We start from the raw sequence: 15,656 nt of genomic DNA on the forward strand, positions 1-15,656 counted from the left end.
CGGGCCGATCGATCCGGAGAAAGTACGATTGGTCCCGAGCAAAGGCACGCCCAAACGCGGCGGAGGCCCAGGTGGCGAGGCCTGGGCTATCGAGGCCGACGGCGAGCGCGCGGGAACCGTCTTCATCAACCTGATTGAAGAACCCCCGATCGGAAAACATGCCTCGCTCCAGATTTTTCTGAACCGGGAAAGCCAGGGGCGTCAGATCGGCCGTCTCGCCTATCGTGCCGCGTGCGATGCAAGCGAATATAATGTCGTCTACGCCCATATGCGCAAATCCAACATCGCTTCGCGGCGCGCCGCCGAAGAAGCCGGCTTTGCGGACGTGACGCCAGCAGGTCACTCTCAGTTGATTATGAAGCATGTTCGTCGTGAAGGGTCGTCGACCGGAGGCTGAGCGCGACCGCACCGGAATTCTGAAAGGTCCGAATGCGCGCCTATATCGTCATGCCCTGCCTTAATGAGCAACGAGAGCTAGTGGCGACCTGCGCTTCGCTCGGCTTTGGCCCGGGCGCGGCTACGGATAAGCCGGACGGCACGCTGGTCCTTGTCGACAATGGATCGACGGATCGCACGTTCGAACTCTCGCGCGATATCCAGCAAACCTCGCCACCCGGTACCGTGGAACTCACGTACGAACCCGAGCGCGGATACGTTCCCCCGCGCCGGCGCGGCATCGATCTCGTCGCACAGTTGGCGCTCGAGGAAGGGGTGGTCGCCGAGGATGTCCTGATCCTGCAAGCGGACGCCGACACACAATATCAGCCCGGCTATGTTGCCGAGATGCGCGCGGCGGGTGAGACGGCGGGCCCGCAGACGCTGCTCGAAGGACGAGCGGAGGCCGCTCCCGAGTTCGCCCTCGAGCATTCGGCATATCAGGCGCTTTGCGAACAAGTGAGTGCCTCGGTTCGCGCGCTCTGCGTCGCCGAAGCGGATGATGTCATCGTCGACGACAAAATCTGCGCCTTCCGTCTCGCCGACTATCGCGTGTGGGGCGGACACGAGCGGGAGTATGATCCCCATGGTGAGGAGATCCACGCCGAAACCTCGCGCCTGTTTCTGCGGGCCAAGTCCTACAACGCCAGAAAGATCATAGTTGAGAGGGCGACAGCCCAGCCTTCGCGCCGAAAGTTATACGAGAGCCCTGGGCTCTATTTCGCGACCTCTGGGTTCCCACACGGTGCTGATTGGGTGGCGCGGTGGCGCCGCGACTATGCCGGGATCGACAGTTTCGAAGCATTGCATCAATCACATTCCCCAGTGCACGAAGCGATATTGCTCCGCCAATGCCATGACCTGATCCTATTTGGTGTCTTGCCGCTATGGGTCGGTCACGCGCTTGGGACCCTGGCTACGACCGATGCACTGAGAGCAAGGTTCGCACCTTTATTGAGGCTCTTGCCGCCATTGACGCGCGACCAGCTACGCCACACACCCGGGCTTGTTCTCCACACAGCATTGCAATTGATCGATACACAATTGCCGCAACTGAAGAGCTATCTGGCGGAAAATACAAACCTTGGCTGATGGTGCCTGGCGGCCGTTCCGCTTCTCAGAATAGGGCGAAAGGCAGTGGCTCGCTGTCGTCGCTACGCGTGCCCTCTTTGATCAAAACGCAGCTTTTGAGATCAACTGCCGGCGCTCGCCTCACGGATCGCCGATCCGATACCTTAGTGCTTAAGTGAAGGGAGGACAGGCCGGGCGCCGCCAGCTTTTTGGATTAGCGCGTCGCCCGGCCTGTCCTCCCTTCACGGCGAACTAACAGGACACTAGCTAAGCCCAGACCTAAGCTGCAGCTATGGCGCCCCAGCGAGATGCTCGGCAGCGTCGCATTTGTAAGGACGTTCGCCAGGAGGTCGTAATAAGGCGGCCAGTGCTTGAACCGCCGCGGCGTGTAGCGCACAGTCTCGTAACGGATGCCCCGCGCGCCCATCCAGGCGGCCATCATCTCCTGATAGGCGTAGGTCTCTGGCTTCTCGACACCGGGGTCGCCAGTGATCACGAGGTCGGGCGGCGTTCCTCGTGCATCCAGCTCGATGAGCAAGGCGGTGCTGTCGACGCCGATGCCATAGGCGAGCACGATCGGCGGCGGTTCGGACACGCGGATATAATCGATTTCACGGGACTCCGCGGTCAACGCGGAACGATCGGTCGCCAGCATGGAAGTACTCCGGTCTCGCGCAGCCAGTCTGCGCACCGAACCAATCCCACTCCACCTTCTTTCTCGGCAGCATCGGCCGCGAGCGCGCCGGCTCGCGTCAGGCCCTGTCTTGCAGACTGGAGTCGCGGTCGTCGAGGTCGAGGTGGATTCCGAGTTCGGTTCCCTCGGCAATGGTCAGGTCGCGATGATCATCGCTCTCCAGCGCGCTCGCCATTTCGATAACCGGATGGACCGAGACCACCTCGCCCGAAGGAAGTCGGAAAAGGTTCGCCAGGCCTTCAACCGCCTGGGTTCCAACCGGAACGGCGAAACTGCCGCTGATTTTGAATGCAACGTACATGACTATACTCCTTATTGGGACGGATGCGCGCTCAGGTGGCGATGGGCAGAAGCTTCGGATAGGGCAGCCGCGGGAGGTCACGGCCCTGACGGCGCGCGGCGCGCGTGAGTTCGAAACAATAAGTGAAGAGGCCCGAATGCCGATGGCGCGTGAGGAGACCTTCAGTCTGGAGGCGTTGGAGCCAGGCTTCCGGTCTTTCGCGAAGAGCGGGAGCGGGAAGACCGAGCCGGACAATCTGGTCGATGGCTCCGTCCATTCCGCGCTCGCGGAGGCGGATTTTCGACAGCGTACGGTCGGAAATCGTGCGATCGCCAGTCCGAAGGACGATACGCGGACGCGTAGTTCCGCGGTGCGCTCCCGACAAGGCGGCGTAAACCCGGCCAATATGGCCAGCCTCGGGGTCGCTATAGGAGACGACAGCCTCGATCGCGGGGCGGGCCTCTCGAAGAAGCCGGAACGCGCGCGCGCAAAAAAAGCTCTCGCCGTTCTGGGGGACGCTGTCGAGAAGGATCAGGCGAGCGAGGACAGTGCCTTTGGTAGGGTCCAGAAAGCCGGTGTGTCGGGTGATGACGGCGTCAGTCGCCGGCACCGCGAAGACGCAGACGCCCTCGAGAACGGCGCGGCGTCCGAAAAGACCGATGGCGACTTGCGCAGCTGGATAGTTGGGCAGATAGTGATGCTCGGCGATGAAAGCGCGCGCCATGCGGTGCTCGATGAGATCGACCGAATAGGCTCTGGGGTTGATGGTGCGGAAGTCTGTTGCCCACAAGGCGCGTCTTTCCCGCCAGCGCTGGCTGCGTGAGGTTTCCATGTCCGGCCTCGGGTTGAAGGGACGTCGGCGGCTCTAGCCCCTCCGACTTGTCCTTTCGGCCCATTCCCCTCTTCTTGTGACATGGATTGAACTGGTGGCAGTTCATGGAATATTTGCTTTACGGCGATAGGAGTGGCGCGGGGCAAGCCGTGCGCAACTGGCAACTGCGTTTTCGACGCGCCGGAAGCTTCACAAGCCGCTCCGTTCCCGGTAGCGAGCAGTTTTCGGGACTCCTCTGAAAATCGAAGGAAAGCAGATCATCATGAGCGACTTGTCGGAAGGCGATAGCACGCTGATTACCCTGACCGCCGACATCGTCGCGGCTCATGTGACGAACAACAGCGTCGCGGTCTCGGATCTGCCGCTATTGATTCAGAATGTTCATGCGGCGCTGAGCAATCTCGGCAAAACCGAGGCCGCAGCGGTAGTGAAGCATGAACCGGCCGTTTCGGTTCGCGCCTCGGTGAAGCCGGACTATATCGTCTGCCTCGAGGACGGTAAAAAGCTCAAGATGCTCAAGCGTCACCTGATGACACACTATCAGATGACGCCGGCTGACTATCGTTCGAAGTGGAATCTTCCGGCCGACTATCCGATGGTCGCGCCCAATTATGCCGAGCAGCGCCGTACGCTCGCAAAAAGCATCGGTCTCGGCCGCAGGCCCAAGACGGCCAGCGCAGCCGCGCCGGCAAAGACGGCGAAAGCCGCCCCCGCTCGTCGCGGACGCGCAAAATCAACCGAAGGGCCGCCTGCCCAATAAAATCATCTAGGCAATTCCTCTCGAAGAAGGCGGGCTTGGAACAGGGACAGTCAGATCAAAGTGCGTCGTCGCGTCGCTTGACAATATTTGCCTAGCAAATCGAGGCGAGCACCCTGCCCTATCTTGGTGCCGAAACAACCGTTGGCATCGTGATGACCCCGCTGTGCACCCTTCAATCGATCGAAAATTGTTGGGCGGATTGCAGCATGATCTTGCCTAACGCACCCGACTGGCGGTCGAAAAAGGGCTTTCCTTCTGTCGATGCACCGCGGAGCATTTGATCAGGTTGAGTGATCAATGTGACTATCTAGTGGTGAGACATAGTCCCGAACAGCTCTCCGACCCAAAGTTTAAGGTCTATTGGTGACTAGGAACTCATCTTGCGGTGAGATGTTTGAAAGCGAGCCGCGAAGGCCCTGCAGCCAATCAAAACAGGGTAAACTGTTCTCCAATCGTTCGGGGCTTTGCGTCCGGCGGTGGCGTGCAAGGAGATGAGCGATCCCCGGCCCTCTGTGGCGCGGAACGCGGCGGCGGCTCGACTACGCGAGGCTGATTTGCAAGCTTCGCACTCCAACCTCCCAGAATGTGAGCCGGGGTGAACCAATGTTCGCGAACGTCGTTGCTCAGGGAGTTGCCGACCATGAGATGGGCCGGGATGTGCAATAGCGAGAACTGGATATAGGCCATGTGCACCGCGCGCGGGTCTATATCGACCGCTGTCACGTGGAGATGGCGTTGGTAGTTGATGTCGGCTGCGAGCATTGCCTGGGCAAGCGCGATGACCATGGCGCCGGCGCCGCAGGCGGGCTCCATCGCGCGGACATAGCCCTTGTCGGCGATCAGCGCCCGGGCGCTCTGGGCATCGCCGAGCGTGACCTCGGCCATCATCTGGCAGACCGGATAGGGCGTGAAGAACTGGCCCCGGCTTTTGTTGTGGATCTCAAGCGCGGTGAAGATGCTGCCCAGAACATCGCCCGGCGCGGTTTCCAGCGCCATGGTGATCTCGCCCAGGATACGCGGGAACATCTCGATCGTAGGGCGATCATAGCGGCCGACGATCTGGAGATAGCGTGCCTCCCGATGGTCGCGCGAACGGATGTCGACGCTGTTCGAGATGCTGATCGCGATGAGCTCCATGCAATCGGAGAACAGCGTGTAGCGATCATGGCGATGGCCATGGGCCTCGAACAGCTTGAGGACGTTCCTGATGTATCGATCCTGGGGCGGCATGAGGGTTTCCCGAGCGCAGGCCGGCTGGGCAAGCTGACGCGCTTTGTCTGAGTGAATGGTTCGAGAAAGCCGGCTGGCGGCGGCGGAATCACGCCGCGGCGAGCAGGGCCTCCAGCGTCACGGTGCGTCTCGGCCTGCGCCCGAACTGGTAGCCGTGGTTGGTCGCATATTTGCTGAGCGACATGGCTTTGCGGTCGAGAGCGACGGCGAGATCCGCGATCGAAACCCCGGTGCGGAAAGCGATCTCGAGGGCGCGCGTTTCCTCGTCGCTGAACGGCCGGATGTAGCCGTGGACGAGGCCGAGGCTGTTTGCCCGCGAGGTGAGCGCAGCCTTGGTCCGGCCCATGCGCGCGGCAAGAAGCTTGGTCGGAACACGGCCATAGTCCGCGCGCAGCCGCGCCTCCTCGGCCTCGGTCCAGTCCGGACCAATGCGCCATCCGTTGCGGTTGGCATGACGACCGCGCAGCTCCAGATATTCGGCGCGGTGGCGCAGCGAGCCGGATGTGCGGCCGAGCTGCCGCCGCAGCGGCGTCAGGCTGGTGCCCTCGCCATAGGCTTTCTGGAGGAGGGCGTCTTCTTCGGGCGTCCAGGCCCGGCCCCAGCCCCGGCCGTATCCGAGTTTGCGGATCGCGAGCCCGAAGCCCCGGATGGTGCGCTGCGGAAACCCCTCCCTGGCGAGCATGTCAACGATCGCGGTATAGCGGTGGCCTGCTTCGGCGAGCTCAAGCGCGCGTGCCGTTTCCTGCGCGGACCAGTCGGGCGGATGGTTCGCGTGGACGATGCCGAGAGTGCCAGCCCGGCTCGACAGGCCGCCAAAGGGTCGGCCGATCAGCGTCGCGATCTGGGCAAGCGGCACGCCGCGGCGATACCCTTCGACGAGCTGGGCATCTTCCCAAGGCGACCATTCGGGAGGATTGCCCTCGGTCAGGTCGAGAATCCGGGCACGGGCATAGACGGCCGAGCAGGATCGGCCGAGATCGGAAGCGATGGTCGCGGTCGGTTCGCCGCCATAGCGGCGGGTCAGCTCGGCATCGTCGAGTTCGGTCCAGGCCCTTGCCGAGTTGCGACGAAGCCCGAGCAGAGCGATCCGTTCGGCGACCGCCGCCCTGCCCCGGCCGAGCGCAAGCGCCATGTCGGCGATCGCGGTATCGTCGAGAAAGAGCGTCCGGAGCCGTTCACTCTCGGCCGGCGTCCAGGCATCGGCACGAAAGGCCATTTCGCGCAGCGGCTGGGGTCGGGGGAATGGGCCCGGTGCGGGGGCGAGCTCGACGACATCTGCGCCCAGATCGAGCGGCTTCATGCGAGCGCCACCACGGGTATGTCGCTAATCTTGGCCCTGAGCCGTGCATGCAGCCGGGCGATGCGGTCCTCCCCGCGCGGCATGGTATCGACCGCCGCGATCGCAGCCAGCATGTCGAGCGCATTGTCGATGGCCTCGCGTGGGCAACCGAGGTGGCCGGCAAGATCGTCGGCCGTGGTTGCGTTGGGGGCGATGCGCTTGAGCGCGCCGATGATCGAGGCCGCGTGCGGCGCGGACGGATCGAGGAGGAACGCGTCGAGCGCCCGCGTGCCCTTGAGGGTCAGCGTGGTGTCCCGGCCGCCGCTCGAAACCTCGCGCAGGGCGGAGAGATCGAGCAGTCTTTCGGCTTCGTCGCTGTCGATCGCGGCGGCGGCGGTCAGCCGGGGTGTCGCACCGAGATGCTCGGTGATCGTCTCTTCCATGTGGGCCAGGACGGGGAGCGGCGACATGGCCGGCCCCATGGCGAAGAATTCACCGGGCGCGAGTTTGCGCAGCCGGTCGGCTTCCTTGGCGGAAAATCCGAGCAGGTCGGCGGCGCGCGCGATGTCGCGGTCGAAGACGTTGAGGCCGACCAGGAAGTTTTGCAGCTCGGAAATCACCGAGGAGGAGAGCTTGGCGAGGCGCTGGGTGGCGATGACCGGCGCGATCCCGCGCTTGCGGCCGCGGGCGCAGAGGTCGGTGAGGGTTGCGACGCCGAGGCGGCGGGTCTCCGCGTCACGGGCCGATCCTGCGTGATGGGGGGCGAGCAGATGGCCCTCGTCGATGCAGACGAGGACGGTGTGGCTCCAATGCTCGCGCGGCGCGCCGATCAGCCCGGCGAACAGGGCGGCCGCCTTGATGATGCGCTGGTCGGGGTCGAGATCGGTGAGATCTACGTGGAGCGAGAGCCGGTATTGCCGGGCGCGCGCGGCGGCCGCCGTCAGGCCGTCCGACGTCAGTTCGCAGCCCTTGAGCGACGTCGCGCCGATATGCGCGGCGAGATTGCCGAATTCGCCCTCGGGATCGACGAGCACGATGGTCGTGAAGTCGAAGGCCTCCTCGATGATCTTGCGCAAGGTTCGGCTCTTGCCCGCGCCGCTGCTGCCCTGGATCAGCAGGCGGCCGGCGAGCAGGCGCTCGAGATTGAGCATGAGCGCGCCGCGGCTGTGCTTGCCGATCGGCACGGACCATTGATCGGCGGAAGGGTCGATCGAAACGACTGTTGCCATGATGGGATCTCCTGGGCTCGGCCTGTCTGGCCACCGCCCACTCGATCCCCCTTCCCTTTGCTCGTCCGGCCCCTGTGTTCGCTATCGGCGCGCCGGGAGCATCACCCGCCGGGACGCGGGGTGCGATCCTTGTTGCGCTTGTCGGCGACGTAGCTCTGTCCGTTCTCGCCTTTGAGGATCTCGAACAGCCCGGTCGCGGTGAAGAGCGCCGTGAAGTTCTTCACGCCGTAGTTGCGAGGATCGATGGGGGCCTGGCGCTTCGCAGCGCTGCCCGCCGCGGACATGAGCGCCCAGCCGTCCTCGCGCGCGGAGGCTTCGACGGCACCGCGCAGGATCGTCACGAGCTTGGTGTTCTGTGCCAGGGTCTTTTCCGCGGCCTTGGCGGCCGAATGCTTGGGCTTTGCCTTTGCCTCGGCCTTGGTTTCGGTCTTGGCCGCGACAGGCGTGTCGGGAGCTTCGCCAGGTGCCGCTGGCTGGCTCGGATCCTCGAGACCATCGAGATAGAGGAACGTGGTGCAGGCGTTGACGAAGGGCGTGGGCGTCTTGCGCTCGCCGAAGCCATAGACCTCATGACCATTGGCCTTGAGCTGCATGACCAGCGGCGTGAAGTCGCCATCGCTCGATGCGATGCAGAACGCGTCGGGCCTTTGCGTATAGAGCAGTTCCATCGCGTCGATGACGAGCGCGATGTCGGTCGCGTTCTTGCCCGTCGAATAGCTGAAATGCTGGATCGGCCTGATGGCGAAGTCGTGGAGCTTGTCGGTCCAGCCTTTGAGGCCCGGCTTGGCCCAATCGCCATAGGCACGCCGAATGTTCGCCGTGCCGTATTTGGAGAGTTCCGCGAGCATTGCCGCGATCTTCGTGTGGGAGACATTATCCGCATCGATGAGAAGCGCGATGCGCCGATCCGATGTGCCGCGTCCACGATCCTCATTGTCCACGTTCAGTACCTCCCCAATTTGTTTCTTTGCAGCCTTTCATCGTCGTGCGCGGCGCAGGGTCTCAGAGATCTCGATCGACAGGTCGTCCGATCGCCGCAGCGATCAGGGCATCGCGGATCTGTCGAAAGAGTCCCGAGGGGAGAAAGCCATGACTTATCGACGGCTCTCGGCCGCGCACCGGCCGTATGTCGTAACCAGGCCAAGTGAACCTGTTCCATTCGGTGACGATGACCCATGAGCGTTCGCCCGAGAGACCAAGCTGACGTCTTACTGCCTGGGGGACTTCCACCGCTTGCTGACCACGGGTGGGAGGCCGGGTCGTCATGGGCACGACATGAACTTGATCGAACCCATCATCGGATTGGGTGACTAGCACGACGGCAACGGGGCGATCTTTGACGCCCTCGTCGCGACCGTCCTTGTATTCGTACTCCCAAAGATAGCTGTAATTGATAACCTCGCCCGGCTTAGGAAGCGCTAAGTCGAGCTTCCGCTTCGTCGCACTCGGGCGCGGGCTCGACGGCCCGGATCGCGTCGAGGGTTTCTTCATCCAAATCCTCCGCACGGCCTGCAACTCGTTCACGGCGACGCAGGCGCTCATAGTCGTCAATAGGAACCATGACGAAACGCAACCGCCCGTTCCTGCTGACGCCGACGGGACGGATCATCGCCTCGTCAGAGTAGCGGCCGAATTGTTTCTGCAATTCACCTGAAGGAACGATTTCCATGCTCTTCGCCATGAGCTTTGGGCTCCAATCTCTACGTCCGGAAGTGATGCCTGTGCGAAAATAGGTTCGGATATAACTACCAACGATTTAGGCCGAATTTTCTAATCCACCGCTTGGGATATCTGTCGCGCCTTCGTACTGATTTTACCGTCCCGACTATATTTTACGATTTTCCCGGATCATGAGGGCTCGTATTTGCCCGATAATATGGAACATAGGGAAAACCCGGGAAATCGTCAAGATGCGGGTTTGTAGAACCTGCCTGCCGCTTTGGCGGGAGAATGTTGCAGCTTTCTGGTCATTCGCTCGAGCGGCTACGCATGCCCCAGTCGGGCGCATAGTCCTGGCCATAGTTCGCGCTGCGCAGGTATTCCGTGTCGCCGGCCTCGTCGACGAGATAGCCGGTCACTTCCTCGGCATAGTCGGCGTCGAGCGCGCCCTCGGCGGTGGGGATCAACCGCACGCCGAACCTTCTGGCGAACAGGGCCGCGTCGGCGGCACGCATGGCGTCTTCGTGGCTGGCGGCCGTGACGGCGAGCTTGACGCGAACGGTCGCATAGACTTGAACGAAATGGGTGGGCTCCGACATCATCGGTCTCCAGATGAGGAATTGGGGGGTGTGGGCCAGGGTCGAAGCGTTCGACGACCCTTGTCCCGGGAATGCTGCACTGATCGGCCTAGGATTAGAGATCCATGATCGCGGCGCCCAGGACGGCATAGAGGCCGACGTCAAAGCGAAGTTTCTGCAGCGCTCGAAACTTGGCGTCGCGCCGAGCCTCGACATGGAACGCGCTGCGGCCGGTGTCGGCCTCCTTGATGCCGGTCGAGAGCGTGGGGTAGGTCTTGCCGGCACGTGGACCGGTCATGATCTGGGCCGTGGACCGGCAGTCCAGCGTGCGATCGAGCGCATAGCCCAGACCGCGCAATTGCGCTTTGATTTCGCTGAGCGTGACGGGATGCCAGCCATCGGCGGCGCGGGCGGCCAGTTCATTGGCGAGAGCGGGGTTCATGAGCGAAGCTCCTTCGCATTTGCACCGACGGATTCCTGTAGGTCCTCGGCCAATCGTTTGGGGGTGCCGAGCGGCGAACCTCAGGCCAGCGGCACGTCGTAGGCGGCCGCGCAGCCCGGTTCGCCTGGATAGACCCCGTCCGGATCGCACAGTAGCACCTGCAGCACGTCATATTCCTCGTGGCGAAGGTAGCGCCCCGCCTGGAGCGTAAAGCGCTGGCGCGCCTGGGCCGAGGCTTGCCGAACGCGGGCAGGAAAGCGGCCGCCAACGTCGATGTCGCCTTCGAGCGGCCGGCGCGCGCCGCGCATTTTCCGGCCGAGCTCGTTGATGATCGAGCCGGCGACGCGGGGCGAGTAGTTGCCGATGAGCAGGAGTTCCGGCAGGCCCTGCAGCGCGTTTCCGATGGTGTAGGCGAAGGCGGGCGTCTCGCCGTCGGCGAAGATCAGGAAGAGATGCTGACCGCTCCGCGTGATGTTGCGCTCGATGGCGGCGTAGAAGTCTGAAGCATCGATCATGAAATCCTCCTCCGCGATGGGAGCGAATTCAGGCGGTCGCGGGGTGAGTCAGGACTTCGAGATAGTCTGTCTCGACCAGCTCGGTCTTCTGGCTGCGCTCACGCGGCGTCATGTCGAGCTTCACGTAGAAGCCCGCGAAATGCGTCTTCACGATAACGCCGTCGCGGCCGGCATAGCGGTCCCCCCCGACGCGCGGACGTCGGCGGAGACGCACACGCGCACCGATCTCGGGCTTGAGGATTGTTTCGACGGGCGTCGCGCGCTCGGCGAGAAAGATTTCTAGACGCGCCCTGTCGTCATGTTGGTCTTTGGCCTCGCAGCAGGCGCGGGCAAGGATGATCCAGCCGCGCAGGCTCATCGCATCGCCGGCGAGAGGGCGGTCGCGCGGCTCGTGATCATCCGCCGCCAATTGGCCTGCTGACAGATGCGCGTCGGGATCGAACGCGAAAATTGTGGCCGCATGATATTCGCTCTCGCTGAGTGCGACGAAGAGGTGCTCGAGTTGCGGGAGGAGCTTGGCGGCGGCGCTGGCGGCAGGGAGTGAGACGACATTGGTTTCGGGCATGGATCGGGTTCCTGTAAGTGGACGAAAATGCGGGCACCGGCCGCTCAATCCGCCGGCACATTTCCCGGACACCCCCTCCCCCTTGCACGCGCGCGGGATCAGGCCGTGGCAAGGTCGAGGAGATCAGGCGCGCGATTTGCGACAAGCCGCGTGGCTCCACCGAAGGCGCGCAGGCGGGAAGCCATCGCCTTGCGCAGATGAGCCCGGTTGCCGATGACGGTCTCGGGGGACAGCGGTTCGCCGCGGGCTGATACATAGCCGCTTGCAAGCTGCCCGTCCGGCGTCTCGACGGTGATGCGGTGGCCGCCGCCGGGCTGCTTCCCGGCATAACGGGCCGTGAATTCGCCGAGCTTGCCGGTGAGACCCTTCACCGCCTTGCCCCAGCGGATGTGGCCGGCGCCCAGGCTTTCTCCCGGCATGAGCCCGCGATCCAGCCAGATGCGGAAGTGGGCGCGCTGCTGCAGCAAGGTGTTGCGGGTGCGCTCCATGGTCCGGCAGAGCGGCAGCGCCACCGCATGCAGGTCGAGGAGCGCAAGATAGTCGCCTTGGGCGGCGATCAGGATATCGTCAAAATCTCGGCCAGCGAGAAGGCTGCGAAGCTGGTCTTCCAGTCGGGGATCGAACGAGACAGCGTCGCCGCTCAAGGACTCGATCGCGGCCGCGTCCGGCATGGAATTCTGGAGCGCATGGAAGCCTGTGCTCGAAATCACGACGATGGCGAGTTCGTCTTGCCCCTCGCTCGCCTGGAGAGCTGGGAGCAGGAGCGGGGACTCGATCTTCGCGGCCGCGCTTTCGCGGATCCATCCCGCTTCGGGCGCGCCGAGGATAAGGAGGCGACGCGCCCACCGCGCGGGGACCGGATCGTCGGTCGGCTTGGGCCAGGTGCTCGGCAGCGGCCGCCCTGTGGTGGGAACCGGCTGCGCCTCGGGCAACGAAGCTGCGTCGTAGGCGCGGCGCGCGGTATCGAAGAGGTCGTCGCGATTGCCGCCGCCATCGGCGAAGCCCTCCTCGTAGGCCAGGGTCGCGGGCGTCTCGCCTTGCCCTCGCCGTGCCTCCGGCTCCCACCCGGCGGTGGCGGCAAACCATCCCGACGCGTAGCGGACGGCCCGGTCCCAGTCGTAGCGATGAAGGTTGCGCGCGCGCAGGATGGCGCGATCGCGATCGTCGCCCTTGCCGCTGGCAATCCGCGTTTCGGTGAAGGCGAAATTGCGGGCCTGCCGCTCCGCATCGGCGGCTTTGGACATGGCGTCCATGACCGGACGCAGCGCGAGCGCCCGCTGCCGCATCCGCGCGCGCCTGGCTTCCCGATCGGCGTCGTTGGGCAGGTCCGGGAAACGCCGCCAGGCATCGGCCAGGATGGCGGCGTGGTCCGGCCGGCGGCCACGAGCGATCCAGGTGGCCTCATCGGCCGGATCGAACGGCTCTGAGATCATCGGTCGCTCTCCCGGTGAAATCCGAGGCCCTCAGCGGTGAGGTTCTCCAGCGCACGCGAGAGCGGCTCGTAGCGTCCCGACAGGTTGTCGATCGTTGCAAAGAGCCGTGCATTGGCGGGGGCGGCCGGCACGCTGAGACGAAACTGAACGGGTTGCTCCGCCATCTCGGGAAAGACCTGTCCGAGCAGGATCGCCCCCAGGCGATCGGCAACGCCGTCGATGCGCTTGCCAAGGTTGTGCTTGTCGAGGCCCGGCGCGGATCCGAGATGCGACATCGGCGCGATGACGTCCGGAAGCCGGGCAAGGAGGCCGGCACCCATGCCGTAGTCTGAGTGCATCGAGATCAGCGCTTGGCGCTCGAGCGAAATCTCTGTGAAGGGGACATAGACCCGGAAGGAGTAGCTGGGTGGTTCCGTGCCGATCCGGGTGCGGGTGAGGAGGATACGCATCCGCGCCTTCCTCAGGCGACCAGCCGCGGCGCGGCGGGGGTGGCGGCGGCGAGATTGAGATCGCGGCGGATGCGCGCGGCGAAACGATCGGGCTCGACCAGTTCCCGGACCGACGCCCAATGGTTGCGTTCGCCGATATGATCCTGGCGATTGCGGACTTTGCGAAAGCAGACCTCGCGGTCGGGCCCGAACGGTCCTAGCGAGAACTGGACCCAGAGCATGTCGGCATGCAGCGTGATCTCGCCCGACACCGCCGGCCCCGCCTTGTTGGAGCGGATGTCAAAGCTTCCCTCCTCAAGGCCGAGCGCGTCGGCAAGGCGGCGCATCGCGGCGCGGCCTTCGGAATGGAAGAGGCGCTTGGCAGGTTCGTCATAGGCGACGCCGCGCAGGGCGAGCGTCTTGAGCATTGGCCGGTTTCTGAGGTCCGCGATCCGCGCCATGCAGTCGCGGCGTAGCTCCGCATCAGCTGGCCGATCGGCACAGACCTGCGAGAAATGGCGCACGAGCAGAATGACGGCGGGGTCGGTTTCGACCTCGATGCCTGCGTTGCGGCAATCGGTGATCGCTGCCTGAATGGCATGGAGCGTCGTGCCGATGGTGATCAGAGCGCTGGGGTCGAGCGCCTGGCCGTAGCGAAATGCCACATCATAGCTCATGGGGTCCTCCGGGAATCTCGAGCGGTCATTCCGCTCGCGCTCCCAGCCCCGCTTCCCTCTTTTCTGCCCGGCGGGATGGAAGGGCACGTCGCCGAAAGACGACAGCAAGCGATCGAGAGTGTATTGCGTCCTCGCGAAGCGAGGAGCCGGGGCGACGGAGGAAATGGATGGAAGATATCGCGGGTTGGATCGCTTCGATCGCAACGATGATCGCCGCGATGATGACCGCGGCCAATCTCGGGGCGAAGGTCACGGGCTCGGGGTTCCTCGTATTCACGATCGGATCGATCTGCTGGTCGCTGGTGGGTCTCTCGACCGGGCAAACCAATCTGCTCGCGACGAACGGCTTCCTAACCGTCGTGAACATGGTGGGCGCGTGGCGATGGCTGGGTGAGCAGCGCAGATATGAAGAGGGCGGCAAGTCCGCCGATAGGGCCAGCCGCCGCTGTCGAGCGATGAGCTTTTCACCGCGACCGGTCTTGCCGGCATGGAGATCGATGACTGCCACGGACGGCGTCTCGGACGCGCGGTCGAAGCCTTGGTCGAGTCCTCCTCGGCGAGGATAAGCTATGTGGTCATCTCTCGGGGCGGAATTGGCGGGATCGACGAGACGCTGCGCGCCGTTCCTTGTGACGTCGTCTGCTTCGGCGCGCAGCGACTCTCCCTCACGATCGATCTCGCGGGTTTCGAGGGGCCACCCGTCCTCGAAACAGGAGATTGGCCCGCGGAGGCGCCCCGGATGGTGTCAACCACTGACGGCAGCCTGCAGAGCGCTTAAGGTGTGCAATCGAAGCGCCCTTGCGATCATCCCCGCCTGGCTGATCGGATTCGGCCCGCGCCGGGTCCGATGGCGCGGGCAATGTGACCCGCATAGACACCGCAGGCCGCCCAGTACGAGGCGAGGGGCGGCTTGCGGCTGCGCCAGCTCGTTTCTGCGCGCTGCCTCGCATCCTGCTGCAATTCGAGGAGCAAGTCCTGCAGCAGTGCGCGCGTATTAGGGTCGAGCGCCCGCAGCTTGGCAACCGCAGGCAATGTGAGGATCGGATTGCGGACCTCCGCGCGATTCGAGCGTACGGGTATCCGCTCGGTGACGATGAAGGAGTGGGGCATGGGGGGCTCCTCGATCTGCAGGAGCTCTAACTCCCGTCAGGTTGCCCTCGCATCCCCTCTCTTCTCTGGCTGCGGGCCAAGACGCGCTGGTCTCGTCAGCGGGGCGCTGTCGACGACAGCTAGAAGCGACATGGTGACGTAAACGATATCGGTGATGAGGAGGAACATCAGTAGGAGGAAGTCGGGCGGCGTGTCCCCCGCCCCCTTGGCGGAATAACGAGATCGCCACGTCCGCTGGGCGCCAGAAGGAGTTCCTTGAGTGTCGGCCGCACGCGGCGTTGAGACCGATGCCACTCGGCGGCAGGCACCAGAACCGCCGCCTCGATACCTCGCTTGGTGATCATCTGGGGTCCGTTCACCGTGCATGCTTGAAGCATCTCGTTGAAGCGCGCCCTTGCGTCCTGAATCGTCCAAGCCTGCATAATGTTTTCTTCCGCAT

At 64.0% G+C, this 15,656-nt stretch carries 20 protein-coding genes and 1 pseudogene; 4 read left to right on the forward strand and 17 right to left on the reverse strand.

What is annotated here, in order from left to right; translation table 11 throughout:
* Positions 1–28: 28 nt before the first annotated feature.
* Positions 29–397: a GNAT family N-acetyltransferase gene (locus JI59_RS23335; RefSeq protein ID WP_007015516.1), complete on the forward strand. Its 369-nt coding sequence runs from the start codon at positions 29–31 to the stop codon at positions 395–397.
* 32 nt (positions 398–429) lie between these two features.
* Positions 430–1,527 carry a glycosyltransferase family 2 protein gene (locus JI59_RS23340; RefSeq protein WP_007015515.1) on the forward strand — a complete coding sequence of 366 codons (1,098 nt, stop codon included), beginning with the start codon at positions 430–432 and terminating at the stop codon, positions 1,525–1,527.
* Between the two features lie 259 nt (positions 1,528–1,786).
* Here the strand turns inward: JI59_RS23340 and JI59_RS23345 are convergent.
* The 3 genes and pseudogenes from JI59_RS23345 to JI59_RS23355 all read right to left on the reverse strand — a co-directional run.
* Positions 1,787–2,161 (reverse strand): annotated as a pseudogene (locus JI59_RS23345) (hypothetical protein); the annotation flags it as partial.
* A 97-nt stretch (positions 2,162–2,258) separates the two neighbouring features.
* Positions 2,259–2,501, reverse strand: coding sequence for a hypothetical protein (locus tag JI59_RS23350; protein WP_007015513.1), 243 nt, complete (start codon positions 2,499–2,501; stop codon positions 2,259–2,261).
* 31 nt (positions 2,502–2,532) lie between these two features.
* Positions 2,533–3,312, reverse strand: a complete 780-nt coding sequence (locus tag JI59_RS23355) for a Mom family adenine methylcarbamoylation protein (protein WP_041565062.1) — start codon at positions 3,310–3,312, stop codon at positions 2,533–2,535.
* A gap of 262 nt (positions 3,313–3,574) precedes the next feature.
* On the opposite strand from JI59_RS23355, the gene JI59_RS23360 reads away from it, so the two are divergent.
* On the forward strand, positions 3,575–4,072 hold the full coding sequence (locus tag JI59_RS23360; RefSeq protein ID WP_007015511.1) for a Ros/MucR family transcriptional regulator: 498 nt from the start codon (positions 3,575–3,577) through the stop codon (positions 4,070–4,072).
* A 426-nt stretch (positions 4,073–4,498) separates the two neighbouring features.
* Here the strand turns inward: JI59_RS23360 and JI59_RS23365 are convergent, their stop codons facing one another.
* The 12 genes from JI59_RS23365 to JI59_RS23420 all read right to left on the reverse strand — a co-directional run bounded on the left by JI59_RS23365 (position 4,499) and on the right by JI59_RS23420 (position 14,107).
* On the reverse strand, positions 4,499–5,302 hold the full coding sequence (locus JI59_RS23365) for an N-6 DNA methylase (protein ID WP_007015509.1): 804 nt from the start codon (positions 5,300–5,302) through the stop codon (positions 4,499–4,501).
* A gap of 88 nt (positions 5,303–5,390) precedes the next feature.
* Entirely contained in the window at positions 5,391–6,602 is a 1,212-nt protein-coding gene (locus tag JI59_RS23370; RefSeq protein ID WP_041565063.1) for a hypothetical protein, read from the reverse strand.
* A complete protein-coding gene (locus JI59_RS23375) occupies positions 6,599–7,810 on the reverse strand; it encodes a helicase HerA domain-containing protein (RefSeq protein WP_007015507.1) in 1,212 nt (403 codons plus the stop codon). The genes JI59_RS23370 and JI59_RS23375 overlap by 4 nt, the downstream gene beginning before the upstream one ends.
* 101 nt (positions 7,811–7,911) lie before the next feature.
* Entirely contained in the window at positions 7,912–8,751 is an 840-nt protein-coding gene (locus tag JI59_RS23380) for an NYN domain-containing protein (RefSeq protein ID WP_007015506.1), read from the reverse strand.
* A 467-nt stretch (positions 8,752–9,218) separates the two neighbouring features.
* The gene (locus JI59_RS23385; RefSeq protein WP_007015504.1) at positions 9,219–9,491 is read right to left on the reverse strand and encodes a type II toxin-antitoxin system Phd/YefM family antitoxin; all 273 of its coding nucleotides are present in this window, start codon (positions 9,489–9,491) and stop codon (positions 9,219–9,221) included.
* 286 nt (positions 9,492–9,777) lie between these two features.
* Positions 9,778–10,071 (reverse strand): hypothetical protein, encoded by a 294-nt coding sequence (locus JI59_RS23390; protein WP_007015503.1) that lies wholly within the window; start codon positions 10,069–10,071, stop codon positions 9,778–9,780.
* 91 nt (positions 10,072–10,162) lie between these two features.
* Positions 10,163–10,489 carry a hypothetical protein gene (locus tag JI59_RS23395; protein ID WP_007015502.1) on the reverse strand — a complete coding sequence of 109 codons (327 nt, stop codon included), beginning with the start codon at positions 10,487–10,489 and terminating at the stop codon, positions 10,163–10,165.
* A gap of 80 nt (positions 10,490–10,569) precedes the next feature.
* Positions 10,570–11,004 (reverse strand): DUF4262 domain-containing protein, encoded by a 435-nt coding sequence (locus JI59_RS23400; protein WP_007015501.1) that lies wholly within the window; start codon positions 11,002–11,004, stop codon positions 10,570–10,572.
* 28 nt (positions 11,005–11,032) lie between these two features.
* Complete coding sequence (locus JI59_RS23405; RefSeq protein WP_007015500.1) at positions 11,033–11,569, reverse strand: hypothetical protein; 537 nt, start codon at positions 11,567–11,569, stop codon at positions 11,033–11,035.
* 98 nt (positions 11,570–11,667) lie between these two features.
* Positions 11,668–13,002 (reverse strand): hypothetical protein, encoded by a 1,335-nt coding sequence (locus JI59_RS23410; RefSeq protein ID WP_007015499.1) that lies wholly within the window; start codon positions 13,000–13,002, stop codon positions 11,668–11,670.
* Entirely contained in the window at positions 12,999–13,451 is a 453-nt protein-coding gene (locus tag JI59_RS23415; protein ID WP_007015498.1) for a hypothetical protein, read from the reverse strand. Before JI59_RS23415 ends, JI59_RS23410 begins: the two co-directional genes overlap by 4 nt.
* Positions 13,452–13,462: 11 nt before the next feature.
* Complete coding sequence (locus JI59_RS23420) at positions 13,463–14,107, reverse strand: hypothetical protein (protein ID WP_007015497.1); 645 nt, start codon at positions 14,105–14,107, stop codon at positions 13,463–13,465.
* 167 nt (positions 14,108–14,274) lie between these two features.
* Here JI59_RS23420 and JI59_RS28135 point away from each other — a divergent pair, with 167 nt between their 5' ends.
* Positions 14,275–14,673: a hypothetical protein gene (locus JI59_RS28135; RefSeq protein WP_007015496.1), complete on the forward strand. Its 399-nt coding sequence runs from the start codon at positions 14,275–14,277 to the stop codon at positions 14,671–14,673.
* A 238-nt stretch (positions 14,674–14,911) separates the two neighbouring features.
* Here JI59_RS28135 and JI59_RS23430 read toward each other — a convergent pair whose 3' ends face one another.
* Together JI59_RS23430 and JI59_RS23435 are read right to left on the reverse strand one after the other, a co-directional pair.
* Complete coding sequence (locus tag JI59_RS23430) at positions 14,912–15,217, reverse strand: hypothetical protein (protein ID WP_007015495.1); 306 nt, start codon at positions 15,215–15,217, stop codon at positions 14,912–14,914.
* Positions 15,218–15,384: 167 nt separating this feature from the next.
* Positions 15,385–15,639, reverse strand: a complete 255-nt coding sequence (locus tag JI59_RS23435; RefSeq protein WP_039858586.1) for a type II toxin-antitoxin system Phd/YefM family antitoxin — start codon at positions 15,637–15,639, stop codon at positions 15,385–15,387.
* Positions 15,640–15,656 lie beyond the last annotated feature (17 nt).

Source organism: Novosphingobium pentaromativorans US6-1, from assembly GCF_000767465.1.
In the GTDB taxonomy this organism is placed as follows: Bacteria; Pseudomonadota; Alphaproteobacteria; order Sphingomonadales; family Sphingomonadaceae; genus Novosphingobium; species Novosphingobium pentaromativorans.